At 78.6% G+C, this 18413-nt stretch carries 15 protein-coding genes, 2 tRNA genes and 1 pseudogene; 13 read left to right on the top strand and 5 right to left on the bottom strand.

What is annotated here, in order from left to right:
* Positions 1–30 precede the first annotated feature (30 nt).
* Both Q0789_RS14185 and Q0789_RS14180 read left to right on the top strand, forming a co-directional pair.
* On the top strand, positions 31–483 hold the full coding sequence (locus tag Q0789_RS14185; protein ID WP_298806335.1) for an SRPBCC domain-containing protein: 453 nt from the start codon (positions 31–33) through the stop codon (positions 481–483).
* Positions 480–1046 carry a DinB family protein gene (locus Q0789_RS14180; RefSeq protein ID WP_298806333.1) on the top strand — a complete coding sequence of 189 codons (567 nt, stop codon included), beginning with the start codon at positions 480–482 and terminating at the stop codon, positions 1044–1046. Before Q0789_RS14185 ends, Q0789_RS14180 begins: the two co-directional genes overlap by 4 nt.
* A gap of 58 nt (positions 1047–1104) precedes the next feature.
* Here the strand turns inward: Q0789_RS14180 and Q0789_RS14175 are convergent, their stop codons facing one another.
* Positions 1105–3153 (bottom strand): penicillin-binding transpeptidase domain-containing protein, encoded by a 2049-nt coding sequence (locus Q0789_RS14175; protein WP_298806331.1) that lies wholly within the window; start codon positions 3151–3153, stop codon positions 1105–1107.
* A gap of 304 nt (positions 3154–3457) precedes the next feature.
* Here Q0789_RS14175 and Q0789_RS14170 point away from each other — a divergent pair, with 304 nt between their 5' ends.
* On the top strand, positions 3458–4942 hold the full coding sequence (locus Q0789_RS14170) for an LCP family protein (RefSeq protein ID WP_298806329.1): 1485 nt from the start codon (positions 3458–3460) through the stop codon (positions 4940–4942).
* A gap of 85 nt (positions 4943–5027) precedes the next feature.
* Here Q0789_RS14170 and Q0789_RS14165 read toward each other — a convergent pair.
* Positions 5028–5115: transfer RNA gene (locus Q0789_RS14165), tRNA-Ser, on the bottom strand.
* 123 nt (positions 5116–5238) lie between these two features.
* Positions 5239–6123 (bottom strand): annotated as a pseudogene (locus Q0789_RS14160) (phosphoenolpyruvate carboxykinase domain-containing protein); the annotation flags it as partial.
* A gap of 104 nt (positions 6124–6227) precedes the next feature.
* Here Q0789_RS14160 and Q0789_RS14155 point away from each other — a divergent pair.
* The 10 genes from Q0789_RS14155 (at position 6228) to Q0789_RS14110 (ending at position 16485) form a co-directional block, all read left to right on the top strand.
* Positions 6228–6300, top strand: a tRNA-Arg gene (locus Q0789_RS14155).
* Between the two features lie 392 nt (positions 6301–6692).
* Positions 6693–7526: a hypothetical protein gene (locus Q0789_RS14150; protein ID WP_298806327.1), complete on the top strand. Its 834-nt coding sequence runs from the start codon at positions 6693–6695 to the stop codon at positions 7524–7526.
* 88 nt (positions 7527–7614) lie between these two features.
* Positions 7615–8679, top strand: coding sequence for a CbiQ family ECF transporter T component (locus tag Q0789_RS14145; RefSeq protein ID WP_298806325.1), 1065 nt, complete (start codon positions 7615–7617; stop codon positions 8677–8679).
* A gap of 23 nt (positions 8680–8702) precedes the next feature.
* On the top strand, positions 8703–10505 hold the full coding sequence (locus tag Q0789_RS14140) for an ATP-binding cassette domain-containing protein (protein ID WP_366917746.1): 1803 nt from the start codon (positions 8703–8705) through the stop codon (positions 10503–10505).
* 128 nt (positions 10506–10633) lie between these two features.
* Positions 10634–11455 carry an ECF transporter S component gene (locus tag Q0789_RS14135; RefSeq protein WP_298806321.1) on the top strand — a complete coding sequence of 274 codons (822 nt, stop codon included), beginning with the start codon at positions 10634–10636 and terminating at the stop codon, positions 11453–11455.
* Positions 11452–12387, top strand: a complete 936-nt coding sequence (locus tag Q0789_RS14130) for a hypothetical protein (RefSeq protein WP_298806319.1) — start codon at positions 11452–11454, stop codon at positions 12385–12387. The genes Q0789_RS14135 and Q0789_RS14130 overlap by 4 nt, the downstream gene beginning before the upstream one ends.
* Positions 12388–12547: 160 nt before the next feature.
* On the top strand, positions 12548–12934 hold the full coding sequence (locus Q0789_RS14125) for an STAS domain-containing protein (protein ID WP_298806317.1): 387 nt from the start codon (positions 12548–12550) through the stop codon (positions 12932–12934).
* Between the two features lie 117 nt (positions 12935–13051).
* The gene (locus Q0789_RS14120; RefSeq protein WP_298806314.1) at positions 13052–14272 is read left to right on the top strand and encodes a multidrug effflux MFS transporter; all 1221 of its coding nucleotides are present in this window, start codon (positions 13052–13054) and stop codon (positions 14270–14272) included.
* A gap of 131 nt (positions 14273–14403) precedes the next feature.
* Positions 14404–15375 (top strand): aldo/keto reductase, encoded by a 972-nt coding sequence (locus Q0789_RS14115; protein ID WP_298806312.1) that lies wholly within the window; start codon positions 14404–14406, stop codon positions 15373–15375.
* 87 nt (positions 15376–15462) lie between these two features.
* Entirely contained in the window at positions 15463–16485 is a 1023-nt protein-coding gene (locus tag Q0789_RS14110; protein ID WP_298806310.1) for an aldo/keto reductase, read from the top strand.
* Between the two features lie 118 nt (positions 16486–16603).
* Here the strand turns inward: Q0789_RS14110 and Q0789_RS14105 are convergent, their stop codons facing one another.
* Complete coding sequence (locus Q0789_RS14105) at positions 16604–17314, bottom strand: hypothetical protein (protein ID WP_298806308.1); 711 nt, start codon at positions 17312–17314, stop codon at positions 16604–16606.
* Positions 17315–17445: 131 nt separating this feature from the next.
* A complete protein-coding gene (locus tag Q0789_RS14100; protein ID WP_298806305.1) occupies positions 17446–18234 on the bottom strand; it encodes an SDR family NAD(P)-dependent oxidoreductase in 789 nt (262 codons plus the stop codon).
* Positions 18235–18413 lie beyond the last annotated feature (179 nt).

Raw genomic sequence — 18413 nt, 5'->3', positions numbered from 1 at the left:
CCCCTCCACCAGGACCGCTGAGGAGGAGCCATGGGCATCCGCGTGATCGAGACGACCGTCGAGGTCGCCGCACCGCCCGAGCGCGTGTGGGACGTGCTGCTCGACGACGCCACCTACCGGCAGTGGACGGCGGCCTTCGCCGAGGACTGCTGGGCCGAGACCGACTGGTCCGAGGGCAGCGAGGTGCGCTTCCTCGGCCCGGGGCGCTCGGGGCTGCGCGGCCGCGTCGTGACGAGCCGCCGCCCCGAGCTCGTCGACGTCGAGTTCGACGGCCTCGTCGTCGACGGCCGCGACGACGTCGACAGCGAGGGCGCCCGGGAGTACCGAGGTGCTCACGAGACCTACCGGCTCAGCCCCGTGCCCGGCGGCACCCGGCTGGAGATCTCGGCCGCGATGGAGGAGGAGCACCACGACGCCATGACCGCCGCCTGGGACGACGCGCTCGCGCGGGTGCAGGAGCTGTCGACGGTGTCCGACCGGTGAAGGACGTCCTTCACGACTACCTCCGGCAGGGCCGCGACGTCGTGCTGTGGAAGCTCGAAGGGCTGACCGAGCGTGACGTGCGGCGCCCCAAGACGCCGACCGGCACGAACCTGCTGGGCCTCGTCAAGCACCTGGCGGGCGTGGAGGCCGGCTACCTGGGCGTCGTCTTCGGGCGCCCCTTCCCCGAGCCGCTGCCCTGGATGGAGCTCGACGCGGAGCCCGACGCCGACCTGTGGGCGACGGCCGAGGAGTTCCCGGCCGCCGTCGTGGCGCTCTACCGCCGCGTCCACGCGCACGCCGACGCGACCATCGCCGCGCTGCCGCTCGACGCCCCGGGCGAGGTGCCGTGGTGGCGTCCCGGAGCCCGGGCGGTGACCCTCCAGCGGGTGCTCGTCCACCTCGTCGCCGAGACCCACCGCCACGCCGGGCACGCCGACCTGGCGCGCGAGCTGGTGGACGGGGCCGCCGGGCACCGGCGCGACGTCTCGAACCTGCCCGACGGCGACGCGGCGCGGTGGGCCGCGCACCGGGCGCGGCTGCAGGAGGTCGCCGACCGGGCCTGAGCGGGAGCCCTCGACGCCTCGGGCCGCCCGTGCGCGGGCTCGCGTCCCGCCCGGCGCCTCAGCCCTCGTCGGCCAGCGCGGTGAGGAGGTCGGCGACGACGGGCGCGGCGACGGCGCCGCCGGCGCTGCCGCCCTCGACGACGACCGCGACGGCGACGCCCTCGCCGTCGGGGCCGGCGGGCCCGGTGCCCGGCTGGAAGGCCACCGTCCACGCGTTCGTCGGGTAGGTGCCGTCGGCGTCCGGCTGCCCGACCTCGGCCGTGCCCGTCTTGGCCCCGACCGGCGCGCCCGGCAGCCCGGCGAGGGCCGCGGACGCCGTCCCCTCCGTCGCCACGAGGCGCATGAGGTCGCGGACGGCGCCGAGGTCGGCGACGGGCTCCGGGGGAGCGGCACCCTCCTCGGGGGCCGGGTCGAGCACCACGCGCGGCGGCAGCCAGGACCCGCGGGCGATCGTCGACGTCAGCACCGCCATGCCGGCGGGGCTGGCGAGGACCTGGCCCTGGCCGATCATCTCGGCGGCCTGCAGGTCCTCCGAGCCGGCCTCGGGCACCTCACCGGTGAAGGCGGGGACGCCGACCGACCAGTCGACGCCGAGGCCCATCGGGGCCGCCGCGGCCGGCAGCGCGCCGGCGTCGAGCCGGTCGGCGAGGGAGACGAAGGCCGTGTTGCACGACTGGGCGAAGGCCGTCGAGAACGGCACCTGGCCCAGCGCTCCGCCCTCGGCGTTGCCGAAGGTCCGCCCGCCCACGGTCACCGACGGCGGGCAGGGCACCACCTCGTCCACGGAGAGCCCCCCGGCGAGCAGGGCCTGCGTCGAGACGGTCTTGAAGGTCGACCCGGGCGCGTACCTGCCCTGCAGCGCGCGGTCGAAGCCGCCGGCCGGGGTGGAGGACACGGCCAGCAGGTCCCCGCTCGCGACGTCGACGACGACCGCCGCGCCGACCCCCGCGTCGCCCAGCCGCCCGGTGAGCGCCGCGTCGGCGGCGAGCTGCACCTGCGGGTCGAGGGACAGCTGCACGTCCTCGCCCGGCACGGGGCCCTGGGAGAAGAGGACCTGCTCCTCGGCCGCCGTGTCCCCGCCTGCGTCCCCGCCCGTGTCCTCGTCCGTGTCCCCGCCCGCCTCGCCGACGGCGTCCTCGGCCCCGCCGGGCACGCGCACCACCGTGGCTCCCGCGGTGCCGGCGAGGCGCTCGTCGTACTGGCGCTGGACGCCCGACAGGCCGGCCTGGTCGCCCGCGGCGACCCGGCCGCCCGAGCCCTCGACGACCTCCGCCGTCGCGTCGCCTACGACGCCGAGCAGGTCGCGGGCGAAGCCGCTCGTGGGCGCCAGCGCCCGCCGGCCGCTCACCCACTGCACGCCCGGCAGGGCGTCGAGCTCCGCCCTGACGGCGTCGAAGGCCTCCTGGCGCAGCGTGATGACGGGGACGGCCCGGTCCTGCGGCGCCGATGCGATGCGCTCGGCCAGCGAGCCCGCGTCCACGCCGAGCACGTCGGACAAGCCCTGCGCCAGGGTGCCCGGGTCTCCCGCCCGTGCCGGGGCCACCGACACGTCGACCACGGGTCGGTCGGTGACGAGGGGCTCGCCGTCCCGGTCGAGCACCTGGCCGCGCCCGGCGCGCACCCGGTCCAGGCGCAGCGCGTCGCCGTCCTCGAGCGAGGGGGCGAGGGCCGACGGCGACCACGTGGCCGTCCACCCGGAGGCCTCGCGGTCCTCGCCCGTGGCGGCCAGCGGCAGCGACGTCTCGCTCGTCCACCCGTCGCCCACGGGCCACGTGACGCGCAGGTCGGCGCTGGCCGTCGCCTCGTCGCGCTCGACGTCGACGAGCTCGACGGAGGGCTCGAGGTCGCCCATGCCCGCGGTCACCGCCTCCTCCGCGGCGGCGACGGCGTCGGCGCCGCCACCCCCGGCGAGGATGACGGGCGCCCCGGCGAGGTCCCCGGCCGTCCAGGCCGCCACGACCTGCTCCGCGGCGGCGCGGGCGGCTTCGTCGCGCTCGCGGTCGGCGCGCTGGCCGAGGACGACGGCCGCGCCGGTCCCCGCGGCGGCGACGGCGACGACCGCGCCGACGACGAGGAGGGCGGTGGTCCGACGCGAGGGGCGCTGCACGACCCCGACCCTGCCACCCCGGGCGCCCGCGCCGTGGCCGGACGCCGCCCCACGTCCCGCGGTCGGTGCGCTCTCCCAGCGAGTTCCCGGCTCCCGGACCTCCTGCGGCCCGGGGGGCGCGCCGATGACCCCTCTACCATGGCGGGACGACGAGCCGCGACGGACGCCGGGCCGCGCGCCCGTCGCGGGACGGCCCCGGCCCGGCCCGGACCGACCGCCCCGCCGGAGTCCTCGTCCCACCGACCGCAGGGTCCGACCGCTGGACCCGCCCCCCGCACCACCACCGAGGAGAGGCCCCGCCCGCATGACGTCCCCGCGCACCGCCGCAGGCCGCCACGTCCGCGCCCGCTCCCGGGCGCGCCGCGCCGTCGCCGTCGTCGCCACGACCGTCGCGGGCGCCGTGGTGGTGGCAGGAGCCGCGGGCGCTGCGGTCGTCGCGCACCTCGACGGCAACATCACGTCGGTCGAGGTCGACTCCGTGCTCGGGGACGACCGCCCCGAGGCGGCGCCGACCACGGCCGGTGAGACGGGACCGCTCAACATCCTGCTCATGGGCTCCGACGACCGGTCGCAGCTCCGCGAGGGGGGCAGGGCCTTCGGCGGTGACATCGGCGGCGGCGGGTCCGACACCACCATCCTGGTGCACCTCTCCGGGGACCGGCAGCGCGCCGTCGCGGTGAGCATCCCCCGCGACTCGATGGTCCAGGTGCCGGCCTGCGGCGACCCGCGGGGCGAGGGGCGGGTCCGCCTCGCGATGTTCAACTCCGCCCTCGCCGAGGGCGGCCCGGCGTGCGCCATCGAGACCGTCGAGAAGAACACGAGCGTCCGCATCGACCACTTCGCCGTCGTCGACTTCGACGGCTTCCAGGACGTCGTCGACGCCCTCGGCGGCGTCGAGGTCTGCCTGCCCGAGGCCGTGCAGGACCCGAAGAGCCACCTCGACCTGCCGGCCGGCGTGAGCCGCGTGTCGGGGGAGCAGGCGCTGGCGTACGTGCGGGCCCGCTACAACGTCCCGGGCACCGAGGGCAGCGACATCGGCCGCATCGGGCGCCAGCAGCAGTTCCTGTCCTCCGTGGTGCAGGAGGTGACGAGCGCGCAGATCCTCCTGCGCCCGGACCGCCTCGTGCGCTTCCTCGACGCAGCCACGGCGTCGCTGACCACCGACCCGGGCCTCGACAGCATCGGCGACCTCACGCGGCTCGCGCAGAGCGCGTCGGGGCTGCGGCCCGACGACGTCTCCTTCGTCACGGTCCCCTTCGAGGCCTACGCCCCCGACCCCAACCGCCTGCAGTGGGCGCCGGAGGCGGACGAGCTGTGGGACAGCATCCGCGAGGACGCCCCGCTCCCCGGCTCCCCGGAGGCGGAGGCGGCCGCCGACCCGGCACCCGAGCCCGCGCCGCTCACCGTCTCGCCCGGCTCCATCACCGTCGAGGTCTACAACGGCACGGGCGAGGGCGGCCGGGCGGGCGAGGCGCAGGCCGACCTCCAGCTGCAGGGCTTCACCGTCCCGGTCGCCGGGAACGCCGAGCCGGACGCCCCCGCCGGCGTCCGCGTGTCCTACCCGACGGGCGAGGAGGACGCCGCCGAGACGGTGGCGGCGGCCTTCCCGGGCGCGAACGTCGTCGAGGACCCGACCCTGCAGGGGCGGGTCGTCGTGACCCTCGGGCCCGGCGCGCCGGACGTCGTCGAGGTGCCCAACCGGCTGGGCGACCAGCCGCTGCCCGACCGCAGCGAGCCGGCGACCGCCATCGAGGCCCGCTCGGCGTCCGAGGACATCTGCGCGTCCTGACCCGGCCTCACCGCCCGAGGACCTGGCGCGACCCCGGGACGACGAACGGCGCACGACCCGCGGGTCGTGCGCCGTTCGGTCACTGCGGAGGCGGCGGGATTTGAACCCGCGATGGGGTATCACCCCAAACCCGCTTAGCAGGCGGGCGCCATAGACCACTAGGCGACGCCTCCGCGGGCGAGGGTACAGACGGCGGTGCGCCACCCGCAAAGCCGCCCGCGGAGCGCCGGGTGCGCCGCCCGTGGAGCGCCGGGTGCGACGCGCCCGGGAGGCCGGGTCCGCGGTCGGCGCGGCGGTCAGCCCAGGCGGCGGGCGAGCTCCTCGCGCTCGGCGTGGAGGGCGGCGGGGACGGTCGGGCCCAGCGCGTCCAGCCAGGCCCCGACCTCGGGGCGCTCGGCGCGCCACTCGTCGACGTCGACGGCGAGGGCCGCGCGCACGTCGTCGGGGTCGGCCTCGAGGCCCTGCAGGTCGAGCGCCTCCACGGGCGGGACGAGGCCGACCGGCGTCTCCTCGGCGTCGCCGCGGCCCGCGGCTCGGCCGACGACCCACGCGAGGACGCGCGTGTTCTCCCCGAAGCCCGGCCACAGGAAGCGGCCGTCGTCCCCGCGGCAGAACCAGTTCACGCAGAAGATCTTCGGACGGCGCTCAGGCGAGAGGCCCTCGCCGACGCGCAGCCAGTGGGAGAGGTAGTCCCCGGCGTCGTAGCCGATGAAGGGGAGCATCGCGACGGGGTCCCGTCGCACGACGCCGACCTGACCGGTGGCCGCGGCCGTCGTCTCCGAGGAGAGCGTCGCGGCGAGGAAGACCCCGTGGTGCCAGTCGCGCGCCTCGACGACGAGGGGCACGGTGGTGCGGCGCCGGCCGCCGACGAGGATCGCGGACAGGGACACGCCCTCCGGGTCCTCGTAGGCCGCGGCGAGGCTCGGCAGCTGGCGGATCGGGGTGCAGAAGCGGGAGTTCGGGTGGGCGGCCGGCTCGTCGGACGCCGGCGTCCAGTCCCGGCCCCGCCAGTCGACGAGGTGCGCGGGCGGCTCGTCGGTCATCCCCTCCCACCACACGTCGCCGTCGTCGGTGAGCGCGACGTTGGTGAAGATCGACCGGCCCGCGGCGACCGCGCGCATCGCCGTGGGGTTGGTGGACCACCCGGTGCCCGGAGCGACGCCGAAGAGGCCCGCCTCGGGGGGAGACCCGGGTCACACGCACGGGCCCGCGGCCCGGCGGCCGGCGATTTCGGGCTCCGCCGCGGACCGGGTACTGTTCTCCACGGCTCGCACGGCGGGCCGCTGCGCCCGTAGCTCAACGGATAGAGCATCTGACTACGGATCAGAAGGTTGGGGGTTCGAGTCCCTCCGGGCGCGCTCGTTGAGACAGCGACGACGACAGCCCCCCAGCAGACGTGCTGGGGGGCTGTCGTCGTCTCCGGCCACCTCCGGCTGGGCGCCCGCCGCGCGGGCGTGCGGGCGCCGGCCCCACCGGGGCGGCTACCCTCGCCGACGAGAACTGCCCGTCCCCGCGCGGGGGAAGCCGGTCCGACGCCGGCGCTGACCCGCAGCCGTGGGCGACGACCGTCCCCGCCCCGGCGGAGCGGGCCGTCGCGAGCCGGAACGCCCGCCGGGGGCCAGCGGCTCCCGCCATCCCCGCCGTGGTCTGCGGGGCGGAGCCCGGTCGGCCTCCCGCTGCGCGCCCGTCGGCGCCCCGGGCCGGGCCCGGTCGGGGCGACGCCCGGCCGGCCCCTCCCGAGAGGCTCTCCGTGCCCGTCGCCCCCACCTCCCGCCTCGCCGCCCTCGCCGGTTCCGCCGGCCTCGTGCTCGCGCTCGGCGCCGGACCGGCCCTGGCCGCCACGCCCTCGACGACGTCGTCCGCCGCCCCCTCGGCGTCGGCCGACGTCGAGCTCGCGGGCGAGGCGTGCCCCGAGGACGAGGGCGCGACCGTCCTCGTCGACCCGCAGGGCCTCGCGGGCGGCGACCTCGCCGCGCCGACCGCCGGCTGCGCGCTCGAGGCGCCCGACGGGCTGACGGCGCTCACCGAGGCCGGCTTCACGGCCACGGAGAGCCAGCCCGGCTTCGTCTGCACCATCGAGGGCCTGCCCGCGCCCGACCAGGCGGACTGCCTCGACGACGGGTACTGGGCGTACTGGTACGCCCCGCGGGACGGCGAGTGGACCTCCAGCCAGGTCGGCGCGGCCGATCGCGTGCCCGAGGTCGGCGGCGTCGAGGCGTGGTCGTGGACCGAGCTGTCCGGCGACAGCCTCGAGGGCGCCCCGCCGCGGGTGGAGCCCGCCGCCGTCGCGGCGCTGCCCGTGGCCGGCGAGGCGGCGCCGACCGCCACGTCGTCGCCGTCGTCCACGCTGACGGGCGCTCCGGAGAACGGGACGGCGGGCGACTCCCCGGCCGTCGACCCCGAGGGCGCCGACGCGTCCGAGGTCGGGGCGGACACCGAGGAGGCCGCCGGGGTGCCGTGGACGACGCTGGTCGTCGTCGGGGTCGTCGCGGTGCTCGTCGTCCTGGCGCTCGTGCTCGGCGCCCTGCGCGCCCGTCGCCGCCGCGACGAGGAGATGGACGAGCGGAGGCCCGACGCGCGCTGACCGCCGCGGGCTCCACCCGGGCGCCTGGTGGCTGTGGGCGCTCGGGCTGGCCGCGGCGGCGAGCCGGACCAGCGACCCCCTGCTCCTCGTGGGGGTCGTCGCGGTGGCCTGCCTCGTCGTCGTGGCCCGGCGGCCGGACGCCCCCCACGGTCTCGACCTGCGGGCCTACCTCGTGCTCGCCGGGGTCGTCGTCGCCGTCCGCACGCTCTTCCGCGTCCTCTTCGGCGGCACGGCGCTCGGCACCGGGCCGGTGGTCCTCGACCTGCCGGCGGTGCCGCTGCCCGACCTCCTCTCCGGGGTCACCCTCCTCGGGCCCGTGACGGCGGGCTCGCTGCTCGCCGGCGTCTACGACGGCCTCCGCCTCGCCGCCGTGCTCGTCTGCGTGGGGGCGGCCAACTCCCTCGCCGACGCGCGCCGCCTGCTCCGCGCCGTCCCGGGGGCGCTCGCCGAGGTCTCCACGGCCGTCGTCATCGCCCTGACCGCCGCCCCGCAGCTGCTCGACAGCGTGCGGCGGGTGCGGCGGGCGCGCCGGCTGCGGGCGGGCGGGGCCGAGGGGGTGCGGGCGCTGCCCGCCGTCCTCTCGCCGGTGCTCGCCGACGCGCTGGACCGCTCGCTCGCCCTGGCCGGGGCGATGGCGGTGCGCGGCTACGGGCGCACGGCCGACGTGCCGCGCCGCGCCCGGCGGACGTCGGCCGCGCTGCTGCTCGGCGGCCTGCTCGGCACCTGCTGGGGGCTCGTCGGCCTCCTCGACCCGACGGCGGGCGCGGCGACGGGTCTCCCGGTGCTGCTCGGCGGCGCCCTCCTCGCCGTCCTCGGGCTGCGGCTGGCCTCCGCGCGCGTGCGCCGGACGGCCCACCGCCCCGACCCGTGGGGAGCACCGGAGTGGGCCGTCGTCGCGGCGGGGGCGGCCTCGGCCGGAGCCATGGTCCTCGCGGCGGCGCTCGACCCGACGGGCGTGGCGCCGTCGACGACGCCGCCCGCCTGGCCGGAGCCGAGCCCCCTCGCGCTCGCGGCGGTGCTCGTGGCCGCCCTCCCCGCCGTCCTCGCCCCGCGTCCCGGCGCGGCCCCGCGGCCCCGCCGCACGTCGGTCGGCGCCGCCGGGACGGCGCGCCCGGCCGCGCCGGCGGCGGCGCTGCGCGGGGGAGCCCGGTGACCTCCGCCTCCGCCCCGGCCCCGGTGCTCCGCCTCGACCGGGTGAGCGTCACCTACCCGGGCGCGGAGCGGCCCGTGCTGCGCGACGTCGACCTCGACGTCCCCGAGGGGGAGCTGTGCCTCGTCGCCGGGCCGACGGGCAGCGGCAAGTCGACGCTGCTGGGGGCCGCCTGCGGTCTCGTGCCCCACCTCACCGGCGGCGAGCTCGCGGGGGAGGTGCTCGTGGCGGGCGCCTCCACGCGGACGACGCCGCCGCGCGACCTCGCCCACCTCGTCGGCTTCGTCGGCCAGGACCCGGTGGCGGGCTTCGTCACCGACTCGGTCGAGGACGAGCTGGCCTACGCGATGGAGCAGCTCGCCGTCCCGGTCCCGGCGATGCGCCGCCGCGTGGAGGAGGTGCTCGACCTCCTCGGCGTCGCCGACCTGCGCGACCGGCCGCTGCGCACCCTCTCCGGCGGCCAGGCGCAGCGCGTGGCCATCGGCTCGGTGCTCGCGGCCGGGCCGCGGGTGCTCGTGCTCGACGAGCCGACGTCCGCCCTCGACCCGGGCGCCGCCGAGGACGTCCTGGCAGCCCTCGTCCGGCTCGTGCACGACCTCGCCGTCACCGTGCTCGTGGCCGAGCACCGGCTCGAGCGCGTCGTCCAGCACGCCGACCGCGTCGTCCTCGTCGGGCGGGACGGCCGGGTCCGCGCCGGGGAGCCCGCCGCGATGATGCGCGACCACGACGGCGCCCCGCCCGTCGTCGAGCTCGCGCGCGTCGCCGGCTGGGACCCGCCGCCGCTGTCGGTGCGCGACGCCCGCCGGCGCGCCGGCCCGCTGGTCGAGCGCCTCGCCGGGCGTCGCCCCGCCCCCCGCCCGGCGCCCGGGCGCGACGACGGCCCGCCCCTCCTCCGCTCGCGCGGCCTCGCGGTCGTCCACGGCCGCGGCTCCGGGGCCGTGCGCGCCGTCGCGGGGGTGGACCTCGACCTCGCGGCCGGGGAGGTCGTGGCCCTCATGGGTCGCAACGGCTCCGGGAAGTCGTCGCTGCTGTGGGCGTGGCAGGGCTCGGGCCCCCGGTCGGGCGGCGACGTGCGCGTGCTCGGCGACGTCCCGGAGCTCGGGGCGGCGGGCGCCGGGACGGACGCGCACCCCTGCACGACAGCGCCCCGCGGTCGTCGTCCCGGGCTGCGCGACCTCCTCCGGCCGGCTCGGCGGCCCGTCGACGGACCCGACGCCGAGGGCCGCCGCGACCCCGGGGCGCTGGCGCCCGCGGCCGCGCGCGCCCTCGTCGGCCTCGTGCCCCAGACGCCGGGCGACCTGCTCTACCTCGGCAGCGTGGCCGCCGAGTGCGCGCAGGCGGACGCGGAGTCGGGCCGTCCGCCCGGCACCTGCCGGGCCCTGCTCGACGAGGTCTCGCCCGGCGTCCCGGACGACCGGCACCCGCGCGACCTGTCCGAGGGGCAGCGCCTCGCGCTCGTGCTCGCCGTGCAGCTCGCGGCGGCGCCGCGCGTCGTCCTGCTCGACGAGCCGACGCGGGGCCTCGACGAGGGCGCCAAGCGGCGCGTCGGCGAGGCCGTGCGCGCCCTCGCCGCCGAGGGCCGCGCCGTCGTGCTCGCCACCCACGACGTCGAGCTCGTCGCGGGGGCGGCCGACCGGGTCGTCGTCATGGCCCAGGGCCGGGTCGTCGCCGACGGCGCGACCGCCGAGGTCGTCGCCGCCTCGCCCGCCTTCGCGCCCCAGACCGCCAAGGTCCTGGCCCCCGAGCCGTGGCTGGTGCCCGACGAGGTGCGGGCCGCGCTCGCCGGCGAGGGGCTCCCCGAGGGGGACGTCGTGAGGGGCATGTCGTGAGGCGCGCGCCCCGCCGCACGGGGTCCCGAGACGCAGTGCCCCGAGACGCAGCACCTCGAGACGCAGCGCCGCGCCCCGCTGCCCGTCGTCCCGCCGCCCGTCGTCCCGCCGCCCCGCGCCCCGCCGCGGTGCGGCTGCGCCCGCGCTCGGCCCTCGTGCTGGCGCTGGCCTCCGTCGCCGGGCTGCTGATGTTCGCGTGGCCGCTGCTGGTGCCCGCCGGCGCCGCGCTGGCGGGCAGCGCCGGCGCCCCGCTCCTCTTCGCCCTCCTCCTGCCGCTCGTCCTCGCCGTCGTCCTCGCCGAGCTCGCCGACGGCGGCATCGAGGTCTCCGCGCTCGCGCTGCTCGGCGTGCTGTCGGCCGTCAACGCGGGCCTGCGGGCCCTCGGGGCCGGCCTCGTCGGCGTCGAGACCGTCTTCTTCCTCCTCGTGCTCGCCGGGCGGGTGCTCGGCCCGGGGTTCGGCTTCGTCCTCGGCTGCACGTCGCTGCTCGCCTCGGCGGTGCTGACGGCGGGGGTGGGGCCGTGGCTGCCGTTCCAGATGGTCGCCGCGGGATGGGTGGGGCTCGGCGCCGGGCTGCTGCCCCGCCGACCGCGCGGGCGGGCCGAGGTGGCGCTGCTCACCGGGTACGCCGTCGTCGCCGCCCTGGGCTTCGGGCTGCTCATGAACCTCTGGGGGTGGCCCCTCGCGACCGCGGGCACGGGCGCCTCCTACGTGGCGGGCGCGCCGCTCGGGGACAACCTCGGCCGGCTCCTGCTCTACTCGGCCCTCACCTCGCTGGGCTGGGACGTCGGCCGCGCGGTCACCACGGCCGTCGGCGTCCTCCTCGCCGGGCCCGCGGTCCTCGCCGGCCTGCGGCGGGTGGTCCGCCGCACCTCGTTCGCCCCACCCGCAGGCGACCCGGCCGGCGACGACCCGGCCGGTGGTGCCCCGGGCGGCAGGATGGCCGGGTGACCGCCGTCCCGCCGCCCGCCCGCCCCACCGGTGGGCGCCCCTCCGCCCGTCGGCCGCTCGTCCTGCTCGCCACGTGCCGCGACCTGCCGGACCTCGACGCCGAGGGCCAGGGCCTCCTGCGCGCCCTCCGGGGCCGGGGCGCCGACGCCCGGCCCGCCGTCTGGGACGACGGGGGCGAGGACTGGGCGGCCGCCGACCTCGTCGTCGTCCGCTCGACGTGGGACTACGTGCCCCGGCGGGCCGACTTCCTCGCGTGGGCGGAGCGGGTGGCGGCCGTCACCGCGCTCGACAACCCGCCGGACCTGCTGCGCTGGAGCACCGACAAGACCTACCTGGAGGACCTGCGGGCGGCCGGGCTCCCCGTGGTCCCGTCGGCCCTCCTCGCCCCCGGGGACGGGGAGGAGCACCCCTTCCTCGACCGGGAGCACGTCGTCAAGCCGACGGTCTCGGCGGGCTCGAAGGACACGCTGCGCCTGGGCGCCGAGGAGGTGGATCGGTCGCGGGCGCACGTGCGCGCCGTCCACGCGAGCGGCCGGACGGCCCTGGTGCAGCCCTACCTCGCGGGCGTCGACGACCACGGGGAGACGGCGGTGGTCCTCCTCGACGGCCGGGTCTCCCACGCCGCCCGCAAGGGGCCGCTGCTGCGACGCTCGGCCGACCTCGTGGACGGCCTCTTCGCCCCCGAGCAGATCACCGCCCGTGAGCCGTCGGCGGCCGAGGCGGACGTCGCGCGGCGGGCGCTGGAGGTCGTCCGCGCCCGGACCGGCGCCACGCCGCTGTACGCCCGGGTGGACCTCCTGCCCTCCCCGGACGGCCCGCTGCTCCTCGAGCTCGAGCTGGCGGAGCCCTCCCTCTTCCTCGAGGTGGCGCCGGGGGCGACCGAGGCCCTCGCGGCGGCGGTAATCGCCCGCCCGGCGACACCCGGCGGCTGACGGGCCCGCACGGAGGGGTGACCCGCGCGCCCTCCCCGTCCGACCGGCGGTTACGGTGTACGCGCGAGTGCCCGCCGACGGACGCGCGGGACGGCCCAGCGGGCTCGGTGGAGCAGACCGGCGAGCGCGACGGAGCACCGGCGGACGGGCGAGGAGACGCATGGACCGCACCCCCCGGGGGCACGACGTCGGGCGACCGGCCGGCCGTGTGCAGGCGCTGCCCGACGAGCGGCTGCTCGTCCTCGAGGGCGACGTCGACCTGGCGGCCGTCGAGACCTTCGACCGCAGCACGAGCGACGACCTCGCCTGGGTCCGCTCCATCGACGTGAGCGGCGTCAGCTTCGTCGACACCCAGGGGCTCGGGCTCCTGCTGCGGGTCGCCGCTCCCCGCGGGCGCGACGCCCCGACCGAGCGGCCCGCGCTGCTGGGCCCCTCGCCGCAGGTGCAGCAGCTGCTCGAGATGCTCGGCGTCGACGCGCTCTTCGAGATGCGGGCGGTCGCGGGCGGCGACGGCGTCGCGGCGGACGAGCTGCGCCCGCCCGCCTGAGGGAGGGCCCTCCACCTCCGCTCCCGGACGCGCGCCGGGTCCCGCGTCCCCCCCCCCCCCCGCCCCGGCAGGACCGTCGGCCGGAGGCCCGTCCCCGCGGCGTGGTGAGGTGGGGGCGTGCCAGCACGAGGACCGGTCGCGCGCAGGACGACGTCCACCCGGGCGCCGGCCTTCTGGGTGCTGGTGCTCCTCAGCGGCGTCTCGGCGCTGGCGACGGACATGTACCTGCCCGCCCTGCCCGCGGTCGGCCGCGACCTCGGGACGGGGGACGTCGCCGCGCAGCTCACGCTCACCGCCTTCCTCGTCGGCTTCGCCGTGGGATCGCTCGTGCTGGGGCCGGTGAGCGACGCGGTGGGGCGGCGTCCGCTGCTGCTGCTCGGGCCTGCGGCCTTCGCCGTCGCCTCGGTGCTGTGCGCGCTGGCGCCGGGCGCCGGCGTCCTCGTCGTCGCGCGCCTCGTGCAGGGCGTCGCCGCCTCGGCGGGGGCGGTGTGCGCCCGCGCCGTCGTCAGCGACACCCACCGGGGCGCCGACGCCGCCTCCCGCTTCGGGCTGCTGACGGCGGTCGGGCTCCTCGGGCCGGTGGTCGCGCCGACCGTCGGCGCCGGGGTGCTGCAGGTGGGGGACTGGCGCCTGGTCTTCGGCGTCCTCGCGGGGATCGGGCTGCTGCAGGTGCTGGGGGCCTGGCGGGGCGTGCCCGAGAGCCTCCCGGTGCACGAGCGCGGCGGGGCGTCGGCCGCGGCCACGGCGGCGCGGGTCGTCGACCTCCTGCGGGACCGCCGCTTCACCCGGCACGTGGTGGTCGCCTGCCTCGCCACCGTCGGCTTCTTCAGCTACATCGGGGGCTCGAGCCTCGTCCTCCAGGGCGTCTACGGCGTCGGCGCCGCGACGTACGGGCTCGTCTTCGCGGCGAACGGCGCGGCGATGGCGGCGACGAGCTTCGCCTTCGCCCGCCTCGTGCACCGCTGGCCGGCGACGGCGCTGCGCCGCACCGGTCTCGCGGTGGCCGCCGGGTCGTCGGCCCTCCTGCTGGTCGCCGCCCTGCTGGCGCCGGCCGTGGCCGGCGGGCCGCCGCCCTTCCCGCTCGTCTGGGTGCTCCTCTCCGGCCTCACCGCGGGCATGGGGCTCGTGCTGCCGGCCGGCTTCGCGCTCGCGCAGGCCGCCGGGGACCGCGCGCGCGGCACGGCCTCGGCGCTGAGCGGCGGGCTCGCCTTCACCTGCGGCGCGCTCGTCATCCCGGTGACCGGCGCCGTCGGCACCGGCTCGGTGGTGCCGATGGCGGCGCTGATGACGCTGGGGCTGTCCCTGGCGCTCGTCGCGTCGCGCCGCGCGACGGCCTGACGGAAGCCGGCGGGCGGGGACGCCGGGCGGCCGGGCCGGTGATGCGGCCCGGGGGTGCGGCGGGCGCGCGGACGTGGTCGCGTGGTCACCGCGCCGCGGGACCCGCCCGGGACGCGGAGCAGGAGGTCGACGTGCAGTACACGAGGCTGGGCAGCACCGGGCTGGAGATCTCGCGGATCGCCCTGGGGTGCATGAGCTACGGCGTCCCCGAGCGGGGCGGGCACCCCTGGTCCATGCCGGAGGAGGAGAGCCGGGAGTCCATCCGCCGCGCGCTCGAGGCGGGGGTGACCTTCTTCGACACGGCCAACGTGTACTCCGACGGCACGAGCGAGGAGATCGTCGGGCGCGCGCTGCGCGACATGGCCTCCCGCGACGACGTCGTCATCGCGACGAAGGTCCACGGGCGCATGCGCCCGGGCCCGAACGGCGCCGGGCTCTCGCGGAGGGCGATCCTCACGGAGGTCGACAACAGCCTGCGGCGCCTCGGCGTCGACCACGTCGACCTCTACCAGATCCACCGCTTCGACCCGGCGACGCCGGTCGAGGAGACGATGGAGGCCCTCCACGACGTCGTGCGGGCGGGCAAGGCCCGCTACCTCGGCGCCTCGTCGATGTGGGCCTGGCAGTTCCAGCAGATGCAGCACGTCGCCGAGCGCCACGGGTGGACGCCCTTCGTCTCCATGCAGGACCACTACAACCTCCTCATGCGCGAGGAGGAGCGCGAGATGCTGCCGTACTGCGAGGCCACCGGCGTCGGCGCCATCCCCTGGAGCCCGCTGGCCCGGGGCCGCCTGACGCGGCCGTGGGACTCCGAGACCGCGCGCAGCGACACCGACGAGTTCGGCAAGGGCCTCTACCGCGACGACGACGCGCGCATCGTCGACGCCGTCGCCCAGGTCGCCCGCGAGCGCGGCGTGACGCCGGCGCAGGTGGCGCTGGCCTGGGTCATGCGCCGTCCCGCGGTGTCCGCGCCCATCGTCGGGACGACGAAGCCCCACCACCTCGACGACGCGGTCGCCGCCGTCGAGCTCGAGCTGACCGACGACGAGGCCGCGCGCCTCGAGGAGCACTACGCGCCGCGGGAGGACGCCGGCTTCGCCTGAGCCGGGGGAGGGGCGGTCCGCCCACCTCGCCCGGGACGTCCCCGGGGGGCAGGGTGGGCGGACACCCCACCGGAGGAGAGCACCGCGATGGAGCACCGCACCCTCGGCCGCAGCGGCCTGGCCGTCTCGACCTACGCGCTCGGCACCATGACGTTCGGGGCGGAGGCCGACGAGGCCGCCTCGTTCGAGATGATGTCGCAGTACGTGGACGCCGGCGGCCTCGTCCTCGAGACGGCCGACGTCTACGCCGGCGGCCTGTCCGAGTCGATCATCGGTCGCTGGATGGCCGCGCAGGGCTCGAGCACGCGCGACCGGGTCGTCCTGGCCACCAAGGGCCGCTTCCCCAGCCGCGGCGTCGAGCCGCGCGACGCCGGGGGCTCCCGCCGCAACCTGCGCCGCTCGCTCGACCGCTCGCTGCAGCGCCTCGGCGTCGACCACGTCGACCTCTACCAGGTGCACGCCCACGAGGCCGTGACGCCGATGGAGGAGACCGCGGGCTTCCTCGAGGACGCCGTGCACCAGGGCAAGATCGGCTACGCGGGCCTGTCGAACTACACGGGCTGGCAGACCGCCACCATGACCGCCCTGGCCGCCGGGCGGTTCCCGCTCGTGAGCCACCAGCCGCAGTACAACCTGCTCGTCCGCGAGACCGAGCACGAGATCGTGCCCGCGGCGGTCGCCGGGGGCCTCGGGCTGCTGCCCTGGAGCCCCCTCGCCGGGGGCTGGCTCAGCGGCAAGTACCGCCGCGACGCCCGCCCCGAGGGGGCCACGCGCCTGGGCGAGGACCCGCAGCGCGGCATGGAGGCCTACGACAAGCGCAGCGGCAGCCAGCAGACGTGGGACGTCCTCGAGGCGCTGCAGCAGGTCGCCGAGGGGCGGGGCGCGACGATGGCGCAGGTGGCCCTGGCGTGGCTGCACGACCGCCCGGGCGTCTCCTCGGTCATCCTCGGCGTCCGCACCCCCGAGCAGCTCGAGGGCAACCTCGGCGCCGTCGGCCTGCACCTCACCGACGTCGAGACGGCGAAGCTCGACGAGGCCAGCGCCCCCGCCGTGGCCGACTACCCCTACGGCCCCGCCGGGGTCGCGCAGCGCACGCGCACGCTCGACTGAGCAGGGGAGGGGCCGCCCGCCGGGGCGGCCCCCTCCCGCCGGCCCCTCCCGCCGGCCCCTCCCGCCGGCCCCTCCCGCCGGCCCTCCCGTCGGCCCCCTCCCGTCGGCCCCGTCAGCCCTATCCCAGCGCCTCGGCGCAGAAGTCCGGGGCGCGAAGCTCCGAGTAGCGCTCGCCGCAGGTGACGCCGAAGCGCTCGTCGTCCGAGCCCTCCTCGGCGAGGGCGTAGAGCTCGTCGCAGTCCACGCCGTCGCCCTCCGCGCAGCCGTCGCGGAGGCGGTCGAGGACGGCGTCGTCGGCGGGGCGCGCGTCGTCGCGCACCCTCGTCGCCCCGTCCAGCTCGTCCTCGCACCACTCGGGGGCCGACGCCTCGGTGAAGCGCTTCCCGCAGGTGAGACCGAAGGTCTCGTAGGCGGTGCCGAAGCCGGAGGAGTCGAAGAGGTCGTCGCAGGCGAGGCCGTCGCCGGCCTCGCAGTCGTCCCACAGCGCGTCGAGCACCGGGTTGTCGCCGTAGCGCTCGCCCTCCTCGAGGCCGAAGAAGGAGCCGTCGCCGAGGGCGTCCCAGGCCGCGCGGGCGCCCGTGACCGCGAGCGCGGCGCCACCGACGACGACGGCGAGGAGGACCGCGGCGCCGACGACCCACCGCCACGCCGGGCGCGGGGGCCGGGGCGGCGGAGCGGCGCCCCACGCGGTCGTGCCGTCGGGGCCGGCGGGGGCCGCGGTGCCGCCCGGCGGGGAGGTCGGTGCCGCTGGGCCGGGACGCGCCCAGACGGCGGTCCACCCGTCGGGGGCGGGACGCGGGGGCTCGTCGGGGGGCTGGGGCGGGGTCACCGCGCCTCCTCGTGGCGGGGCCGTCGGCGACGGCGAGGAGGCGAGGAGAGCGCACCGCGAGGACGTCGCGCAGCCGTTCCGCCGGGGCGTGGCCGTCTCGTGACCGCCGTTCCCCCGTCCGGTCGCGCGCGCTACGCCGGCGGCATCCGCAGGGCTCCGTCGAGGCGCACGACCTCGCCGTTGAGGTAGGCGTTCTCGACGGCGTGGCGGGCGAGGGCGGCGAACTCCTCGGGCCGCCCGAGCCGGCCGGGGTGCGGCACGCCGGCCTCGAGGCCGGCGACGGCGTCGTCGGGCAGCCCCGCCACCATGGGCGTGCGGAAGACGCCGGGCGCGACGGCGAGGACGCGCACGCGGTGCGCGGCCAGCTCGCGGGCGGCCGGGAGGACGAGGCCCGCCACGCCGGCCTTCGAGGCGGCGTACGCGGGCTGCCCGACCTGGCCGTCGAAGGCGGCCACCGACGCCGTCAGCACGACGACGCCGCGCTCCTCGCCGTCCGGGCCGGCGGGCTCGGAGGCGGCCATGGCCGCGGAGGCCAGCCGCAGCACGTTGAAGGTCCCCACGAGGTTGACCCGGACGACCTGCTCGAAGGCCTCGAGCGGCAGGGGCCCGCGGCGGCCGAGGACCTTGCCGGGGGTGCCGACCCCGGCGCAGTGCACGACGGCCCGCAGCGCCGCGCCCGGGACGGCGCCGGCGGCCTCGACGGCGGCTCCGACGTCCGCCTCCGAGGTGACGTCACCTCCCAGCGCGGCGTGCGCGCCCGCGGCGGGCGCCGGGAGCGCGCCGGCCGTGCGCGCCGCGGCGTCGGCGTCGCGGTCGAGGAGCACGACGCGGGCACCCGCCCGCGCGAGCTCGAGCGCCGCCGCCGCCCCGAGGCCGCTGCCCGCGCCGGTGACCAGGGCCGTCGTCCCCTCCAGCTGCACGGCGGCGAGGCTAGCGGCGCCCGAGGGGCGGGAGCGGAGAGGGCCGGTGGCGGGGATCCGGAGGAGGTGGAGGGGCCGGACGGGCGGTGCCGCGCCCTCGGGCGGCGCCGCACCTCAGGAGCGTCGTCCTGCCCGCCGACGGGAGGAGGCGTGAGCCCGGCGCCCGGCCGGGCGGCGGG

The sequence above is a fragment of the uncultured Pseudokineococcus sp. genome (assembly GCF_947499845.1).
Classification (GTDB): domain Bacteria; phylum Actinomycetota; class Actinomycetes; order Actinomycetales; family Quadrisphaeraceae; genus Pseudokineococcus.
Note: the sequence above shows the minus strand (reverse complement) of the source record. Positions and strands in the feature narration are given on the sequence as shown.

What these genes read in the sequence shown, in the direction of transcription:
- Q0789_RS14170 (WP_298806329.1), top strand. Translation starts at nt 3,458, where the DNA reads ATGACGTCCCCGCGCACCGCCGCAGGCCGCCACGTCCGCGCCCGCTCC.
- Q0789_RS14125 (WP_298806317.1), top strand. Translation starts at nt 12,548, where the DNA reads ATGGACCGCACCCCCCGGGGGCACGACGTCGGGCGACCGGCCGGCCGT.
- Q0789_RS14110 (WP_298806310.1), top strand. Translation starts at nt 15,463, where the DNA reads ATGGAGCACCGCACCCTCGGCCGCAGCGGCCTGGCCGTCTCGACCTAC.
- Q0789_RS14185 (WP_298806335.1), top strand. Translation starts at nt 31, where the DNA reads ATGGGCATCCGCGTGATCGAGACGACCGTCGAGGTCGCCGCACCGCCC.